We start from the raw sequence: 15,127 nt of genomic DNA, 5'->3' as shown, positions 1-15,127 counted from the left end.
TTTAGGAGAGACGTGTTATGAGTACCGATATCCTGCAAATCGACCAGCTTTTGACGGTCGGCGGGTTTCTGGCTGCATTGGTTGCTGTACTGATGCTGGTTCAGGCCAATCGTTCGAAAATATCCGGGCGGATCGCAAAGGGCCGCCGGATGCAACTGGCCGAGGTAACCGCCCTTGGCCCTGACGCCCGCGCAATGCTGCTGAGCGTGGACGGGACCGAATTTCTGGTGGTCACGACCAAGCGTCAAGCACCCGTGATCACCGAATTGCCCGCGCAAACCAAGACACCTGTGATCGCGACGGTGGCAGCATGATCCGGCTGATTGCGATTGTGCTGACCCTGACCATCATCACCGGGCCTGCTTTGGCACAGGGTCTGCCGGCGCTGGAAATCACCAGCCCCGGCGGCGACGGCGAAACGCAATATTCCCTGTCGCTGCAAATTCTGGCGCTGATGACGGCGCTGACGGTGCTGCCTTCGATCGTGCTTGGAATGAGCGCCTTTACCCGTATCATCATCGTGCTGTCGATCCTGCGTCAGGCGCTTGGAACACAGCAAACACCCCCCAATCAGGTGCTGGTTGCGATTGCGCTTTTCCTGAGTTTCTTCGTTATGCAACCGATGCTGACCCAGGTCTATGAAACGGCAGTCGCACCCTATCTGGACGGCCAGATGGCCGCGCCTGCGGCGCTCCAACGGGGTCGCGACCTGATCAGCGGATTCTTGATCGAAAACACCCGCAAAAACGATCTGATGATGTTTGCCGATCTGGCGGGTGACGGTCCCTATGCCAATGAAACTGACGTACCAGTTTCGGTGATGCTGCCGGCCTTTATCACCTCAGAACTGAAAACCGCGTTTCAGATCGGTTTCCTGCTATTCTTGCCGTTTCTGGTGATCGACATGGTGATCGCCTCGATCCTGATGGCCTTGGGCATGATGATGTTGTCTCCGATGTTGGTGTCATTGCCGTTCAAGCTGCTGCTGTTCGTTCTGGTCGACGGTTGGGCCCTGACCATGGGGTCATTGGTCAATAGCTTCTCCAGCGGCGTAGGAGGATAGATCATGGATTTCGACGCCAATATCGAACAACTGCAACTGGCCTATTGGAACATTCTGCTGACGGCCGGGCCGGTACTGGGCATCGCATTGGCAGTGGGCCTTTTTGTCGGCATTATCCAAGCCGCGACCTCGATCAACGAAGCGACACTCAGCTTCGTGCCGAAACTGGCCATCGTGCTGATCACGATGGGGTTGGCGTCGGGCTTCATGATGACCAACTTGACCGATTATTTCACCCATGTCTTCGACATGGTCGCCAGCGTGCGGTGATCGATGGAAAACTTGGTGTCATACGATTCCGGTGTCCCCGCCCTGCAATTGGGGGAAGCTTTGGATATGGCGCTGCTCTTTCTGTTCGCCATGCTGCGGATCGGTGGTTTCATCATCGCCGCACCGGTCTTCGGTGCGCGTTTCATTCCGTTGCAGGTCCGTATCGTCACCTCGGTCATCCTGACCATACCAGTGATGAGTTTTGCCGAACTGCCCGATCCCGAAATACTTTTGACGTCCCGGGGCGTCGGGTTGATCCTTGGAGAATTGGCAATCGGCATTTCTGCCGGGCTGCTGCTGATGATCTTCTTCTCTGCCGCAGTAATGGCGGGCGACCGGATCGCCTCGACCGCCGGTCTTGGCTTTGCTGCGCAGATCGATCCGGCCTCGGGAACGCAGGCCCCGGTGGTGGGGCAATTGTTCAGCTTGGCCCTGATGGTGTTCTTTGTCGCCTCCGACAGTCATCTCGTCGCCCTGCGTATCATGCTGGACAGCTATGAATTCATTCCGCCTGGAACCCTGTTCGATACAGGAATCCTGATCCAGTCCGGCATCGCGGCAGCCGGTGAAATGTTCGGTTTCGCTGTACGGCTGATGATGCCGGTCGTGTCGGTATTGTTGATGGTCAATATGGCGATCGGCGTGATCACCCGCTCTGCCCCGCAGCTTAACATTTTCTCTTTCGGCTTCCCGCTGACCATGACGGTTACCATCGTGCTGCTGTATCTCGGCGCACCGATCCTGGGCGTGGCAATGGACAAGCTGATCGAAGCATCAATCGACGCATTGATGCAAATGATGACGGAGGCCGCCAATGGCTGAAAGCGACGACGGACAGGAAAAAACCGAAGAACCGACGCCGAAAAAGAAACAAGACGCGCGCGACGACGGCAAGGTTATCACCTCAAAGGAAATGTTCGTCTTTGCCTCGATCGGAGGGGCGATCTTAATCCTGATGGGGGCCGGCCTGTTCGGACCTTCCCTCGTTCATGCCTGGGGCGGTTTTTTCCGTTTCGGATCCGCCGAAACACTGGACACTTTGCTTGCCTCCCGTTTGTTGGAAGGGACAAAATATGTCGGCCTGATATCGCTTGCCATTGGCCTGCCCTTGCTGGTGGTGACATTGGCGATGCAGGCGGCAATGGGTGGGTTGATCTTTTCCAGTAAGAACATGGAATTCAAATTCGACAAGTTCAACATTCCCAAGGGCGTTGCCAAGATGGTATCGACCAAGGCACTGGTCGAACTGGGTAAAGCGCTGCTGAAAGTGTTTTTGCTCGGAGGGCTGGCCGGGTCGATCCTGTGGCAATGGCTGCCTACGCTCGACACCACCGCCTTCATGACCGTGGGCGGTTCGTTGTCGACGCTGTCGCAGGTTACCTACCGGGTGCTCAGCGCGCTGGCGCTGGGACTGGCCGTGATCGGTGCTGTGGATCTGTTCTGGCAGGCTTTCAGCATGAACAAGACCCTGAAAATGACCAAGCAGGAAATCAAGGACGAATCGAAACAGACCGAAGGATCGCCGGAAATCAAAGGCGCGATTCGCCGCCGCCAGATGGAAGCAGCTCAGCAAGGCGCGGCCCGGCGCAAGGCGCTTGACGATGTGCCCGACGCCACCGCCATCATCACCAACCCAAAACATTTCTCGGTCGCGCTGCGCTATGTTCCCGGCGAAACCGTGGCTCCGGTCGTGCTGGCGCTTGGCGAAGGTTCAATGGCATTTCAGATTCGTGAACGCGCCGCCGAACATAATGTGCGCATTCTTCAGGCCCCGCCGCTGGCACGCGCCATCTACTTCACCAGCCAGATCGGTGGAGAAATCCATCCCGGACTTTATTCCGCCGTCGCCACGATCTTGGCCTATATCTATCAACTTGATCAGGGCGGCGTTGCGGATGCCCCGGATATCGACCTGCCCACCGATTTCCGCTTCGACGAAAATGGCATGAATGCTGCATGATTGCCCGAAAGGAGACTGAACAGATGAGAAATTCGCGCAAAGGCTCTGTCGGACAGATGATTTCCACCCTGTGTTTTCTGGGCGTCGGTCTGCGGTTGATCGCCGAAGCAGTGATGACCGTAGGCGATCCGCTGCGTGTTTTCATTCTGATCAGTTGTGCAATTCTCAGCCTGTCGGGTGCTTTGCGGTTTCAGATCGCGACGATGGCCGGTTGGTTTCGCTGAATTTCGCACCCACTCTGATTTGCCCCGTCCCACCTTGAATGCCACCGAACGCGACTGAATACGAAACAGGGTGCGCCAATGGCACACCCTGTTTACATGAGAAAGGACGAAAGTTTGTACGAGGACGGGGTATTCTGGGGATGAACCCCCGCCCTCGCAGCTCAGGACAGGTTCTGGGCAACCGTGGGAACGAACCAGAACCAGAACAACGCGCCGCTGGACAAGAAAGGAAGCATCCACCATCCCGAATTCAGCGAAAATTCCTTCTTCTGGGGGGCAGAAAGAGGGACAAGAGTGCTGTCAGCCAAATCGGAGGGTTGGAACTGGAACGACATGGTGGCCTCCCTTTCAGTAGTCCTTGATACGAAGCGTTTGTTCTGCGGCGGTTTTCGATCGCCTGGCACCATCCTTGCATTTGTTCCCATTCTGGTGCCACCTCGCATAGGGACAATCGTCCTGCTCATATTGCTGTAGTTTTATCTAAAAGTATGTATGCCTGAATTGCCCTGATCTACCAATGCGGGAATTCCCGTAGTCTGATCCGCTAAAGCGGGAAACCGCCCGGATTTCAGCATATGCGCGGCAATTGTTCGCCAACCAGCATGTCAACGATACGCTGACCACCAAAGGCGGTCCGCATCGTCACCCGCCCTGCCGCACCGGGACTGACCCGCCCGATGGCGACCGAATCACGCCCGGCTTCGGTCGTGCGCATCGCGCTCAGCGCCGCCTCGGCCTGATCTTCCGGCACGAACAGAACCAACGTCCCCTCATTGGCCAGATAAAGCGGATCAAGGCCGAGGATTTCGCACATCCCCCTGACCTCGGCCCGCAGCGGCAGCGCGGTTTCTTCGATTTCGATACCAACGCCTGCGGCTTCGGCGATTTCATTCAAAACAGACGCCACCCCTCCCCGCGTTGCATCCCTCGCCGCCCTCAATCCTGGGGCGGCGGTGATTACCGCTTCCATCAAATGGCCCAGCCCCTGACAATCTGAAACGATGTCAGCACTCAACGCCATATCGCCCCGCGCTGCCAAAATCGCCGCGCCGTGATCGCCCAGAACCCCGTTTACGATCACCACATCACCTGCCTGAACGTGCTCCGCCCGCAAATCGCGTTCGGGCGGGATCACCCCGACCCCGGCGGTGGTAACAAAGACCTTATCAGCCATACCGCGCCCCACCACCTTGGTGTCGCCGGTCACGATCCGCACGCCGGCTTTTTTGGCTTCTGCCGCCATCGATGCCACGATGCGGCGCAGCAGCGCCACTTCCACGCCTTCCTCTAGGATAAAGGCCGCTGACAACCAAAGCGGTTTGCCGCCCCCCACCGCCAGATCGTTCACTGTACCGCAGACCGCGATCTTGCCGATATCACCGCCGGGAAATTCCACCGGATCGACCACGAAACTGTCAGTGGTAAAGGCCAGTCGCGCACCCGGTTCTGACAGCGCGTCGGCCTGAAGCCGTGCCTGATCCTCCATCCCGTCAGGATGAAAGACCGAGGTAAACACCTCCTTGATCAGGTCTCGCATCGCCTTGCCTCCGCCCCCATGGGCCAGCGTCACCCGTTTATCTCTTAGCGTCATATCGTTTTCTTGTTTTCATGAATGTCCACGGGGGTATTGAAAATCCGTGATTTCCAACGAAGGGAAGCGCCCTCATTCCGCAGCCGCGCGCGCACCGCCATATTGATAATAGGCCGCACAGGCGCCTTCCGAACTGACCATCAACGCCCCCAAGGGCATTTCCGGCGTGCAGCCGCGGCCGAATTGCGGGCATTGCACCGGTTTCATCCGTCCGGTCATCACCGCACCGCAGGCACACCCTTCGGGTTCGGCCACCACTCGCGCCCCTACAGCATGTCCGATACCAAATTTCACTTCCGCATCAAAGGCTTCATAGGCTTTTCTAATCTGTAATCCGCTGGCGTCAATCTCACCCAATCCGCGCCATTCGAAACTCGGTCGCGGTTCATAGACATCGGCCATCGCGGCGATACTGACCGGATTGCCATGTTCCGACACCACCCGAGCATATTGGTTTTCCACCTCCGCCCGCCCGTCACGGATCTGCTGCAAAACCATCAGCACCGATTGCAACAGGTCAAGCGGTTCGAACCCGGCCACAACGATCGGTTTGCCATAGTTCTGCGCGATAAAATCGTAAGGATGCGTTCCAATCACCATGCTGACATGGCCCGGCCCGACAAAGCCATCCAGCACCATATAGGGATCATCCAGCAGCACCTTGATTGGTTCAGGCACGGTGATGTGATTGCAAAAGACGCTGAAATTCGTCAGACCCTCTCGGGCCGCGACCTGAATCGATAGCGCGGTCGAAGGCGTTGTCGTCTCAAACCCCAACCCAAAGAACACCACCTCCCGATCCGGGTTACGCCGCGCCAGTTCCAGAGCGTCGAGCGGGGAATAAACCATGCGAATATCGGCCCCGTCCGCTTTGGCCTGCAGCAGTGATTTCTTTGTCCCCGGCACCCGCATCGCATCGCCAAAGGAGGTAAAAATCACCCCCTCTTTTTCTGCGATTTCAATGCATTCATCGACGCGGCTCATCGGCAACACGCAAACCGGACAGCCGGGGCCGTGGATGAAATCGACACCGTCATGGATCAGTTTATCCAACCCGTAGCGAAAAATCGCATGGGTGTGACCGCCACAGATTTCCATGATGTGAATGGGGGCGTCCCGAGAGGCCCCGATGTCGTCCACGACTTCGGCAATTTGCGCCAACAGTGCCTTCGCCGCTTTGGGATCGCGGAATTCTTCTGCGTACTTCATGACCGTCCCTCCAAGGCTGCATCTCCCGCCGCCATTGCATCCAGCGCTTCTTGAGCTTCGCCCAGTCCGCGCAACGCCTCCAGCGTCGCTGCGGCCTCGTCTTCGTCGATCAACGCCATTGCGAACCCGACATGGATCAGGGTCCATTTGCCGATCAGTTCCTCCAGCGGGCCGGTGGCGACAGGGGCGACGTTGATTTCGCGCCGCACTCCCGACACCTCAGCCATCGCCATCATCTTTTCAGGCTGCGTCACGGCAATGATCTGCCCGGGAACACCTAAGCACATGTCACTCTTCCTCTTCTCCGCAAGTCTCGAATTTTCCAGGTTCAGCAATGCCATAGCGGTCGATCTTGGCCCGCAATTCAACCCGGTTGAGACCCAATTCAGCCGCGGTGCGGCTTGTGTTCCATTTCAGCCGCGTCAGGGTTTCGCGCAACACGTTTTCAAACCCCAATTCTTCACGCCGGACTTTGCGTTTCTCTTCAAGTTTGCTTTCAACGCTGCGGGAAAGGCATCGTATTTTCAATGACATACGATCACATTCCCGGTTCAACCGGAACACGTCAGCGGCGTTCTTGGCGGTCATCACCAACAGGCCGGGATGCCAAGGTTTGGTCAGGAACTGATAAATTTCCGCCTCGTTGATCGCTGCGATCATATCATTGGTTTCGGTGTAACCGGTGATGATGATCCGCACGATTTCCGGCCAGCGATCCCGCACTTCTATCAGATATTCAACGCCCGATCGCCCCGGCATCCGCTGATCACAGAAAATGACCTGAACGAACTGATCTTCCATCACCGCCATTGCCGCATCAGCATTGCCCGCGCAGATACAGTCGAAGTCATCTTCCAGCGCCATCCGCATGGCGGCCAGCAAATGGTCTTCGTCATCGACCAGCAAAACCGTGGACAGATCGTCTAGCATCGCCTACTCCGCCGCTTTGACAGATTTTACGGCCAAGTTGTCGGTCAACCAAGCCACCCACTGATCCATCCCTTCACCGGTGCGGGCGCTGAGCCGGATGATTTCGATCTGTGGGTTCACCCGGCGCAAGTTCGCCTCGTACAGGTCCAGATCGACATCGCAATGCGGTGCCAAATCGATCTTATTTAACAGCGCCAATTTCGAAGCGGTAAACATATCGGGGTATTTCAGAGGCTTGTCTTCGCCTTCTGTCACGCTGAGGATCGCAATCTTGCAATCCTCGCCCAGATCGAACCCGGCGGGGCACACCAGATTGCCGACATTTTCAATGAACAGCAGCGATCCCGGTGCAATATCGAGATGTTCCATCGCGTGGCCCACCATATGGCCATCCAGATGGCACCCCTTGCCGGTATTGACCTGTACCGCCTGCGCCCCGGTGGCGCGGATGCGGTCGGCATCATTGGCGGTTTGCTGATCGCCTTCGATCACCGCCAGCGGCTGATCGCCAAGGGCTTCGATGGTTTTGCACAACAAGGTTGTCTTGCCCGATCCGGGCGATGACACCAAGTTTACCGCAAAAGTCCCCATTTGATTGAGGACTTGCCGATTGGCGGCGGCATAGCAGTCATTCTTCGACAGGATACCGGTTTCGATCTCGATCAGCCGCTCCTGCGTCATCCCGGCCACTTCGGTCCCCGCCGGGCCCTGACCGAAATGGATATCACCGGGGCCGTGATGGTGAGAATGGCTATGGCTATGGCCTTCCACCTGATCTGTTCCACATCCGCAAACTGTACACATCAGATCACCTCCAAATCCTTGATCCTCATCTCGTCACCCGAAACCGGCATCAACTTACCACCGCCACACTCCGGACAGGGGGCCAAACGATCATCGATTTCAACTTCTTTCATGCAGTCATAGCACATCGCTCGGCCAGGCAGGTCGAGCATTTCAAGCAGCGCCCCTTCCGCCACAGACCCGCGCATCACCACGTCAAAGGCAAATTCAAGCGCCTTTTTTTCCACGCCGGAAAAACTGCCGATTTCCAACCGGACCCGTTTCACGGCCTTGATCGCGTGGATCCGGGCCTGATCCTCGATCACGTCGCGGATTCCTTCGCAAAGCGACATTTCATGCATCTTGCTGCACCTCCTTCAGCGTGACCGGACGGCAGGGATCAAGTAGCGTCAAAAGCTGCGAAGCGGTTGAAACGTCCGGTGCGCCAAGCGTTGCCAAGGATTGCGCCAGTATGCCGCCGGGGGCAAGCATATGATCGGTCGGGGTAATCCCCCTGAAATACGAGTGCGTTTACCTGCACGCTTGGGAAACCGGATCAGAGGCCAAGGCGGGCGTCAGGACGTGGATGGAGTTCTACAAGCACAAACGCCCTCATTCCGCTCTTGGCGGCAAACCACCCGCCATGGTTTATTGGCTGAGAAATGAAACAACAAACCCCGATCAGAAGGGGTAAAGAGTAGCTTGATCTACGCCAGATCCTGTCCAACGGATGGGGAGTAGCTCACCGTATGATCCACCGACCGAAAACACGCTTACCACTCAACCCAACCTATGCGCCGCCGCGATCAAAGCCTGCCCCAATGCCAGACCGCCATCATTGGCGGGGGTTTTGCGATGAATCAGCACGGGCAGATCGTTAAGCGCCGCGATGGTCAGGTCCAGCAATAAGGCGTTCTGGAAGCAGCCCCCCGACAACGCTACGGCCTGCGCATCGCCGGCCTCGACCAAGTCGCGCGCTTCGCGCGCAAAAGCATCGGCAAGCGCGGCATGAAATTGCCATGCAATCGGAGCGATCCCTACCCCTGCAACTTGCAGACGCCGTAATTGTTGCCACATTGAAACAGGGTCAATCACGCCGCCATGGGTATCAAATGTAAATTCCGCGCTCGTCTCAGGTGCCTGCCGGGCCAAGGCTTCGAGCCGCATCGCTGCCTGCCCTTCGAAGCTTTGCCCTATCGGGCAAATCCCCAGACAGGCGGCGACCGCATCGAACAGCCGCCCCGCGCTGGACGAAAGCGGCGCATTGATCCCGGCCCGGGCCGCCTGCCGCGCCAAGTCACGCGGTGCTTGAGGGAACAATTCATCGGCCCATTCCGACAGCCCCGCCTGATCCAATCGAACCAGTGCGTTGCGCCACGGTTCCATCTGCGCCCGGTCCCCGCCGATCAGCGGTGCGGGTGTTAGAGACGCCCGACGCTCAAACCCGCGATAATTGCCCAGCAATACCTCTGCGCCCCATACGGTTCCATCCGGTCCCAATCCCAGCCCATCCAACAGGATCCCGGCCACTTTGCCACCCTCCAGCGGCCAGCCGTTTTCCCCTAGGCAAGCCGCTAGATGGGCATGGTGATGCTGCACCCGGATCAGCGGCAGACCGGTTGCTTCGGCATGGCGCGAGGCGCGAAAATCGGGATGCAGATCACAGGCGACCCATTCGGGTCGATGATCGAACAGGTCGGCATAATCACGATCCGCCTGCTGAAACGCCTCCCAGGTCACGGCATCATCCAATTCGCCCAGATGATGCCCTAACAAGGCCTGTCCGTTCTTCAGCAGGCAAATCGCGGCTTTCATCTGGCCACCAAAGGCCACCCCTTGCGGCGCATCCTGGAACCCGTCGGGCAAAGGCAAGGTTCCCGGCACCCGGCCTCGCGCCCGGCGCAACACCATCGGCCCTTGCCGCGTCATCCGTTCCACGCTGTCATCCAATCGCCGCGCGATGTCGCGGTCATGCATCACAAAGGCATCGGCGAAAGCGCTCAATTTATCCCGCGCTTCCTGATTGCCGATGACCTGCGGTTCGCCAGACAGGTTGCCGCTGGTCATCACCAAAGGACCGCCCACCGCGTCGACCAACAGGTGATGCAACGGCGTGTAGGGCAGCATCCAACCCAACACGTCCAGACCAGGAGCCAACGCCTCGGGCAACGCAGCCCCTTTCTTACGCAAAAGCACAATCGGCGCAGCCGCATCGCGCAGCAATTTCCATTCCTCGGTGGACACCTCGGCGTGACGCGAAATTGCGGCCTCATCCGCCATCAATGCCAATGGCTTGTCCGGCCGCCGCTTGCGTTGCCGCAGCAAAGCCACTGCCTGCGGCTGTCGCGCATCGACGCATAGGTGAAATCCACCCAATCCCTTGATCGCCAACACCTCTGCGCATGCCAACCTTCGGGCTGCTTCCGCAATCGGATCGCCGGAGAATTCCTCGCCCCCCGACTCCAACCACAACCGCGGGCCACAGGCGACGCAGGCCGCCGGTTGGGCGTGAAACCGTCTGTCGCCGGGATCGTCATATTCGGCAGCACAATCAGGGCACATCGGAAAGACGGCCATCGAGGTCCGAGCCCGGTCATAGGGCAACGCCTTCAGGATGGTGAACCGTGGCCCGCAGTGGGTGCAATTGGCAAAGGCATATCCGAAACGGCGATCTTGGCTGTCGCGAATCTCGGCCAGACAATCCGGACAGGTCGCGGCATCCGGCGTCACCCGAGTTTCCGCCCCCTGCCCCCGCGACGGCACAATTTCAAAGCCTTCCGGAGGATCGAAATCCAACATCGTGCTTTCGACCGCATCGACCCTCGCCAACATTGGTGCCTCAGCGCGGATCGCGGTTTCGAACCCGTCCAGATTAGCTCCGACAACCCGGATCAACACCCCTTCGGGATCGTTCAGAACGTCGCCGCACAGCCCCATCCTGTGCGCCAATTGCCAGATGAAGGGCCGGAACCCGACTCCCTGCACCTGTCCCCGTACCCGGATGCGCCGCCCTTGCAACTGTCAAATCCTCCCATTTCATCTTGCATCACGTACTCCGGTGGGCAGCCCGCCCGCCCCGGCTCTATCAATGCACAGTGCAGACCATACACGAATCGAAAGACCGCACGATACGCCGTACCGCCACCGGCGTGTCTTCGCCCTGCCGCACCGGTGCGCCGATCAAGGCCGCCTCGACCGGGCCCGGCACACCTTCAGTATCGCGCGGGCAGAAATTCCAAGTGGTCGGCGCAATGATCTGGTAGGATGCGATCTTGCCGCTTTCGATCCGGCACCAATGGCCCAGCGCATCGCCCGGCGCCTTGCCCAGCAACAACCGTTCGAAGCCGCGAAACATGGGTGAATTAGCATAGACCGCCTGCACTTGGCCCCCGACTACATCAGCGATATCTTCACCGGCCGATGTGACGCCGCCATATGTGGCGCAGGTGCCCACCGCGATCACATGTTCGGCCAAAGGTGCCAGCGCCTGCACCCAGCGCAGCATCGGTTTGCCGGTCCCCGACAGCATCTGATAGCGGCCAGTGCCGTTCGGACCGCGCAGGATCGATCCTTCGATACACAAGATATCCAACGGCAACCACGCGGCGTCGATAGCGGCCAGAATCTGTCGCACCGGAGCACCTCTTTCCACGCTGAGCGCGGGATGCCACAGCATTTCAATCCCCGCCCCGTCCAAAAGGTCCAGAACGTTGGGTTCCTCGGCACAAAGCAGCGACATTTTACAGCCGCCGCACTCGGCCGCCTGCAACCACAGCAAATTCATACCGACGCTTCGGACTTCAAGATCAACTGGAAACATGCCCCCGGGCCAGCCCCATCGATCGATCTCAGGCTACCGCCGTGTTCTTCGGCAATCTTGTGCGAAATCGCCAATCCAATCCCGGTGCCTTTGCCCACCTCTTTGGTGGTGAAGAACGGATCAAACACGCGTGGCGCGGCGTCGGGCGAAATTCCAGGGCCGCGCCGGTGACCTTGCAGCGGCGGTCCAGTCGGGTCGCGATGCGTGATTCCGCCGGATCGGGGCCTTGCAGCCCGCTCAGTGCGTCGATTTCCAATCCCAGCACCCGGCAAAATGAAGCATAAGCATCAGAAATGGTGTAATCGTGTTCTACCACGATCAGGAAATCGCTGACCGATCCCATGATCGAAGTCAGAAACCGTTTCATCGCGATCAATTCGTTGCTGCGCGCTTCCAGCTTTTCTTGATAATTAACCAGTTCGGCATAGGTCTTGTTGACCGCCTGCAACACATCCAGCCAGACCCTTCAGTCAGGTCCTGATCCTTCAACCCCGATATTTCAGACTGCTCGGGATGCGTGACGTGCCTCCCTCGGGGCAGCGTAGTGCCCTGACATTCTACTTTGCGGCGAAGATTCACCGGAAGGCCACGCCACCCATGATTTTGGTGCTAGACTGGGTCTTTATTCCGGATCGCTCAATGTCAGCGCGATTGGATCAAGTCCATCAATCCCGCCGGTGATTTTGTCGCCAGCGACCACCGGACCGACCCCTGCCGGAGTTCCGGTCATGATCACATCACCGGGTATCAGATGATAAAACCCGGACAGATGCGAAACGATCTCGGCCACAGTCCACACCATGTCTTCAAGTGATGCATCCTGCTTGATTTCGCCGTTGACCGCCAGATGGATACGTTGCCCCATGGGCTGCCAATCCGACGCCCGCGTCAACGGTGCCATCACCGCACCATTTTCGATATCCTTGCCCAAATCCCAAGGGCGTCGATGATCCTTGCCATCCTGCTGCCGGTCCCGTCGCGTCATATCCAAAGCACAGCCATAGCCGTAGATCGCTGCCGATGCCTCGGCCGCATCCGCGCGAAACACCGGTGCGCCCAGTCCCAATGCCAGTTCCATCTCGTAATGAAAATTCGCGGTTCCCGGCGGATAGGGCACGGTCGCGTGGCTGGCGACATATGCGCTTGGCGATTTGATAAAATACCATGGTGCCTCACGGTCGACCTCCCCCCCCATTTCGGCGGCATGGGCGGCATAATTGCGCCCAACGCAGAAAATGCGATTGATCGGGTATTCCGCCGCCTCGCCCTTGACGGGGATGGATTGGATCTTGGGGGTGTCGAACAGATAACCGCTCATCTTGTGCGTTCCTCGCAATGATAAAGTCTTTTCCACAGCAGTCGGTCGCTTAGCGGATACCAAGGCGGTCTCGCGGGTCAAATTCAAACCGATTGCCCTTTCCAGCTTTACACCACGTCCCGCCACAACATGGAAGGCCGCCAAGATTGACCCGTATTCAATAACGGCCGTGCACAGCTTTTTTGACGGTAGCCGGATTAAAATAAGCATTCTAATTATCAGTAAGCTCGTCAAATTGACGCTGGTGTGGTATCGACGCACGATACAAGATCGGACGACAGCAAAAGGACAAGGACAGTGCTGGAACTCTACGGCATGGCGGGTCACCTGATCCGGCGACTGAACCAGATTTCCGTATCGGTTTTCAATGATCGGATGCGCGAAGCTGGCTTTGACGTGACCCCGGTGCAGTTCAGTGCTTTGTCGGTGCTTTCGACCAATCCTCAAGTCGATCAGGCCACCTTGGCCGGGCTGATCGGGCATGACCGGGTGACAATGGGATCGGTTCTGGACCGTCTGCACAACAAGGGGCTGATCGAACGCAAGACAAGCCCCAACGACCGGCGGGCAAAGGTATTGAACCTGACCGACAAGGGTCGTAATCTGCTGGCACAGGCGACGCCGATCGTCTGGGCGCTGCAAACGGATATTCTAGCCGGATTGAATGAAGACGAACGCAGCGAGATGCTACGACTGATGCAGAAAACCGTGGATGCTGGCAATCAACTGAGCCGGGCACCATTGATGCGTCCGAAAAACGACTAGGGTCGTCACCTTGCTGATGGCGTTTCTTCGGATCGAAACGCAAGGTCCGATTTGTTAAACCGCGAATTGCGCTAGCAAATACCGCATTTTCCACATATATCGACGCTCCAAGCTATTGCTGGAGGACAGTTGATTGCTCGATCTTGTGACCGTTCGCGCCGGTCTGGCGGAACACTATGATCTCGCCCCGTCGTTGGATTTGGCTGAGGCTACAAAAGACATATACGCCCGCATGGACCGTGTCGTCACACCTGCCGACTGGGCGATTTATGCGCCCTATGTGGTGGCGATCAACACGCTGAAGAAAAAGCGCGGCGCGGTCATTCTGGCGCATAATTACATGACTCCCGACATCTATCACGGGGTGGCCGATTTCGTCGGCGACAGCCTGCAACTGGCGATCAAGGCGGTTGAGGTCGAAGAAGATGTGATCGTGCAATGCGGCGTACATTTCATGGCTGAAACCTCGAAAATCCTGAACCCGGCAAAAACCGTGCTGATGCCGGATATGGAAGCGGGGTGTTCGCTGGCTGACTCTATCACCGCCGCAGGCATCGAACAGATGCGCGCGAAATATCCCGGCGCGCCTGTGGTGACTTATGTCAATACCACCGCCGAGGTGAAAGCAGCTTCCGATATTTGCTGCACCTCGTCCAACGCCGCGCAGATCGTGGCGGCGCAGGACAGCGACACGGTGATCATGACCCCTGACAAATATCTGGCGCAAAACGTAGCGCAGCAGGTACCGGGCAAACGCATCGTATGGTGGGACGGGGCCTGTATCGTGCATGAACGATATACCGCGCAGGACCTGATCGAATTCCGCGAATGGAACCCCGGCACCCGTATCATCGCGCATCCCGAATGCCCGCCAGATGTGGTGGCCGAAGCCGACTTTTCGGGATCCACCAGCGGCATCATTTCCTATGTCGAACGCGAAAAGCCACAAAAGGCGATGCTGGTGACTGAATGTTCGATGGCCTCGAACATTTCCGACGCGCTGCCTGAGGTCGATTTCGTCGGCCCCTGCAACATGTGCCCTTTCATGAAAAAGATCACTTTGGAGAAGGTGCTGTATTCGCTGCATACCATGACCACCCCGGTCGAGGTCGACAAAGCCGTGGCAGAAAAGGCCAAACTGGCGGTGCAGCGGATGATCGATCTGTCGAAACAGCTGGGCATTTAAGGACCGCG

19 protein-coding genes and 2 pseudogenes are annotated in these 15,127 nt (G+C 57.9%); 9 read left to right on the top strand and 12 right to left on the bottom strand.

All coding sequences use genetic code 11. From position 1 onward, the window contains the following. The first annotated feature begins 17 nt into the window (after positions 1 to 17). Genes TG4357_RS17945 through TG4357_RS17920 form a run of 6 tightly spaced genes read left to right on the top strand, consistent with a single transcriptional unit; the run spans position 18 to position 3,517 of the window. Positions 18 to 314 (top strand): flagellar biosynthetic protein FliO, encoded by a 297-nt coding sequence (locus TG4357_RS17945; RefSeq protein WP_058264293.1) that lies wholly within the window; start codon positions 18 to 20, stop codon positions 312 to 314. Beyond that, a complete protein-coding gene (fliP, locus tag TG4357_RS17940) occupies positions 311 to 1,063 on the top strand; it encodes a flagellar type III secretion system pore protein FliP (protein ID WP_058264292.1) in 753 nt (250 codons plus the stop codon). The genes TG4357_RS17945 and fliP overlap by 4 nt, the downstream gene beginning before the upstream one ends. 3 nt (positions 1,064 to 1,066) lie before the next feature. Next, a complete protein-coding gene (fliQ, locus tag TG4357_RS17935) occupies positions 1,067 to 1,333 on the top strand; it encodes a flagellar biosynthesis protein FliQ (protein ID WP_058264291.1) in 267 nt (88 codons plus the stop codon). A gap of 15 nt (positions 1,334 to 1,348) precedes the next feature. Then, the gene (gene fliR, locus TG4357_RS17930) at positions 1,349 to 2,155 is read left to right on the top strand and encodes a flagellar biosynthetic protein FliR (protein ID WP_233487566.1); all 807 of its coding nucleotides are present in this window, start codon (positions 1,349 to 1,351) and stop codon (positions 2,153 to 2,155) included. Further along, positions 2,148 to 3,293: an EscU/YscU/HrcU family type III secretion system export apparatus switch protein gene (locus TG4357_RS17925; RefSeq protein ID WP_058264289.1), complete on the top strand. Its 1,146-nt coding sequence runs from the start codon at positions 2,148 to 2,150 to the stop codon at positions 3,291 to 3,293. Before fliR ends, TG4357_RS17925 begins: the two co-directional genes overlap by 8 nt. A 23-nt stretch (positions 3,294 to 3,316) precedes the next feature. Beyond that, positions 3,317 to 3,517 carry a hypothetical protein gene (locus TG4357_RS17920; protein WP_139193624.1) on the top strand — a complete coding sequence of 67 codons (201 nt, stop codon included), beginning with the start codon at positions 3,317 to 3,319 and terminating at the stop codon, positions 3,515 to 3,517. A 161-nt stretch (positions 3,518 to 3,678) separates the two neighbouring features. Here the strand turns inward: TG4357_RS17920 and TG4357_RS19595 are convergent, their stop codons facing one another. The 7 genes from TG4357_RS19595 to hypA form a co-directional block, all read right to left on the bottom strand. Further along, a complete protein-coding gene (locus TG4357_RS19595; protein WP_158509097.1) occupies positions 3,679 to 3,852 on the bottom strand; it encodes a hypothetical protein in 174 nt (57 codons plus the stop codon). 233 nt (positions 3,853 to 4,085) lie between these two features. Further along, positions 4,086 to 5,108 (bottom strand): hydrogenase expression/formation protein HypE, encoded by a 1,023-nt coding sequence (hypE, locus tag TG4357_RS17910; protein WP_058264286.1) that lies wholly within the window; start codon positions 5,106 to 5,108, stop codon positions 4,086 to 4,088. Positions 5,109 to 5,180: 72 nt separating this feature from the next. Continuing rightward, positions 5,181 to 6,317, bottom strand: a complete 1,137-nt coding sequence (gene hypD, locus TG4357_RS17905) for a hydrogenase formation protein HypD (RefSeq protein WP_058264285.1) — start codon at positions 6,315 to 6,317, stop codon at positions 5,181 to 5,183. Then, positions 6,314 to 6,604 (bottom strand): HypC/HybG/HupF family hydrogenase formation chaperone, encoded by a 291-nt coding sequence (gene hypC, locus TG4357_RS17900; protein WP_058264284.1) that lies wholly within the window; start codon positions 6,602 to 6,604, stop codon positions 6,314 to 6,316. Before hypC ends, hypD begins: the two co-directional genes overlap by 4 nt. Before the next feature lies 1 nt (position 6,605). Beyond that, positions 6,606 to 7,247 carry a response regulator gene (locus TG4357_RS17895; RefSeq protein ID WP_082644198.1) on the bottom strand — a complete coding sequence of 214 codons (642 nt, stop codon included), beginning with the start codon at positions 7,245 to 7,247 and terminating at the stop codon, positions 6,606 to 6,608. Between the two features lie 3 nt (positions 7,248 to 7,250). Beyond that, positions 7,251 to 8,051, bottom strand: a complete 801-nt coding sequence (hypB, locus tag TG4357_RS17890; protein ID WP_058264283.1) for a hydrogenase nickel incorporation protein HypB — start codon at positions 8,049 to 8,051, stop codon at positions 7,251 to 7,253. Continuing rightward, positions 8,051 to 8,392 (bottom strand): hydrogenase maturation nickel metallochaperone HypA, encoded by a 342-nt coding sequence (gene hypA, locus TG4357_RS17885; protein ID WP_058264282.1) that lies wholly within the window; start codon positions 8,390 to 8,392, stop codon positions 8,051 to 8,053. Before hypA ends, hypB begins: the two co-directional genes overlap by 1 nt. A 152-nt stretch (positions 8,393 to 8,544) precedes the next feature. On the opposite strand from hypA, the pseudogene TG4357_RS19230 reads away from it, so the two are divergent. Further along, positions 8,545 to 8,724: pseudogene (locus TG4357_RS19230) on the top strand (integrase core domain-containing protein); the annotation flags it as partial. 86 nt (positions 8,725 to 8,810) lie between these two features. Here TG4357_RS19230 and hypF read toward each other — a convergent pair. From hypF to TG4357_RS17865, 5 genes and pseudogenes are all read right to left on the bottom strand, one after another. Further along, positions 8,811 to 11,048, bottom strand: coding sequence for a carbamoyltransferase HypF (gene hypF, locus TG4357_RS17880; protein ID WP_058264281.1), 2,238 nt, complete (start codon positions 11,046 to 11,048; stop codon positions 8,811 to 8,813). A gap of 67 nt (positions 11,049 to 11,115) precedes the next feature. Next, the gene (locus TG4357_RS20180; protein WP_437438300.1) at positions 11,116 to 11,412 is read right to left on the bottom strand and encodes a nickel-dependent hydrogenase large subunit; all 297 of its coding nucleotides are present in this window, start codon (positions 11,410 to 11,412) and stop codon (positions 11,116 to 11,118) included. Between the two features lie 3 nt (positions 11,413 to 11,415). Continuing rightward, positions 11,416 to 11,814: pseudogene (locus tag TG4357_RS20175) on the bottom strand (NADH-quinone oxidoreductase subunit B family protein); the annotation flags it as partial. Beyond that, a complete protein-coding gene (locus TG4357_RS19880; protein ID WP_280524930.1) occupies positions 11,811 to 11,978 on the bottom strand; it encodes an ATP-binding protein in 168 nt (55 codons plus the stop codon). The gene TG4357_RS19880 and the pseudogene TG4357_RS20175, both read right to left, overlap by 4 nt. 494 nt (positions 11,979 to 12,472) lie before the next feature. Continuing rightward, positions 12,473 to 13,168, bottom strand: a complete 696-nt coding sequence (locus TG4357_RS17865) for a fumarylacetoacetate hydrolase family protein (protein ID WP_058264278.1) — start codon at positions 13,166 to 13,168, stop codon at positions 12,473 to 12,475. 297 nt (positions 13,169 to 13,465) lie between these two features. Here TG4357_RS17865 and TG4357_RS17860 point away from each other — a divergent pair, with 297 nt between their 5' ends. Both TG4357_RS17860 and nadA read left to right on the top strand, forming a co-directional pair. Then, positions 13,466 to 13,933 (top strand): MarR family winged helix-turn-helix transcriptional regulator, encoded by a 468-nt coding sequence (locus tag TG4357_RS17860; protein ID WP_233487565.1) that lies wholly within the window; start codon positions 13,466 to 13,468, stop codon positions 13,931 to 13,933. A gap of 133 nt (positions 13,934 to 14,066) precedes the next feature. After that, positions 14,067 to 15,119 carry a quinolinate synthase NadA gene (nadA, locus tag TG4357_RS17855; RefSeq protein WP_058264276.1) on the top strand — a complete coding sequence of 351 codons (1,053 nt, stop codon included), beginning with the start codon at positions 14,067 to 14,069 and terminating at the stop codon, positions 15,117 to 15,119. Positions 15,120 to 15,127: the final 8 nt, after the last annotated feature.

Origin of the sequence: Thalassovita gelatinovora, assembly GCF_001458355.1 — a bacterium.
In the GTDB taxonomy this organism is placed as follows: Bacteria; Pseudomonadota; Alphaproteobacteria; order Rhodobacterales; family Rhodobacteraceae; genus Thalassobius; species Thalassobius gelatinovorus.
Note: the sequence above shows the minus strand (reverse complement) of the source record. Positions and strands in the feature narration are given on the sequence as shown.

Coding starts and splice junctions, on each gene's coding strand:
- hypE (WP_058264286.1), bottom strand. CDS start 5,108: ATGACGCTAAGAGATAAACGGGTGACGCTGGCCCATGGGGGCGGAGGC.
- hypC (WP_058264284.1), bottom strand. CDS start 6,604: ATGTGCTTAGGTGTTCCCGGGCAGATCATTGCCGTGACGCAGCCTGAA.
- hypD (WP_058264285.1), bottom strand. CDS start 6,317: ATGAAGTACGCAGAAGAATTCCGCGATCCCAAAGCGGCGAAGGCACTG.
- TG4357_RS19595 (WP_158509097.1), bottom strand. CDS start 3,852: ATGTCGTTCCAGTTCCAACCCTCCGATTTGGCTGACAGCACTCTTGTC.
- TG4357_RS17920 (WP_139193624.1), top strand. CDS start 3,317: ATGAGAAATTCGCGCAAAGGCTCTGTCGGACAGATGATTTCCACCCTG.
- TG4357_RS17925 (WP_058264289.1), top strand. CDS start 2,148: ATGGCTGAAAGCGACGACGGACAGGAAAAAACCGAAGAACCGACGCCG.
- TG4357_RS17865 (WP_058264278.1), bottom strand. CDS start 13,168: ATGAGCGGTTATCTGTTCGACACCCCCAAGATCCAATCCATCCCCGTC.
- TG4357_RS17945 (WP_058264293.1), top strand. CDS start 18: ATGAGTACCGATATCCTGCAAATCGACCAGCTTTTGACGGTCGGCGGG.
- hypB (WP_058264283.1), bottom strand. CDS start 8,051: ATGTGTACAGTTTGCGGATGTGGAACAGATCAGGTGGAAGGCCATAGC.
- fliP (WP_058264292.1), top strand. CDS start 311: ATGATCCGGCTGATTGCGATTGTGCTGACCCTGACCATCATCACCGGG.
- TG4357_RS17895 (WP_082644198.1), bottom strand. CDS start 7,247: ATGCTAGACGATCTGTCCACGGTTTTGCTGGTCGATGACGAAGACCAT.
- fliQ (WP_058264291.1), top strand. CDS start 1,067: ATGGATTTCGACGCCAATATCGAACAACTGCAACTGGCCTATTGGAAC.
- hypA (WP_058264282.1), bottom strand. CDS start 8,392: ATGCATGAAATGTCGCTTTGCGAAGGAATCCGCGACGTGATCGAGGAT.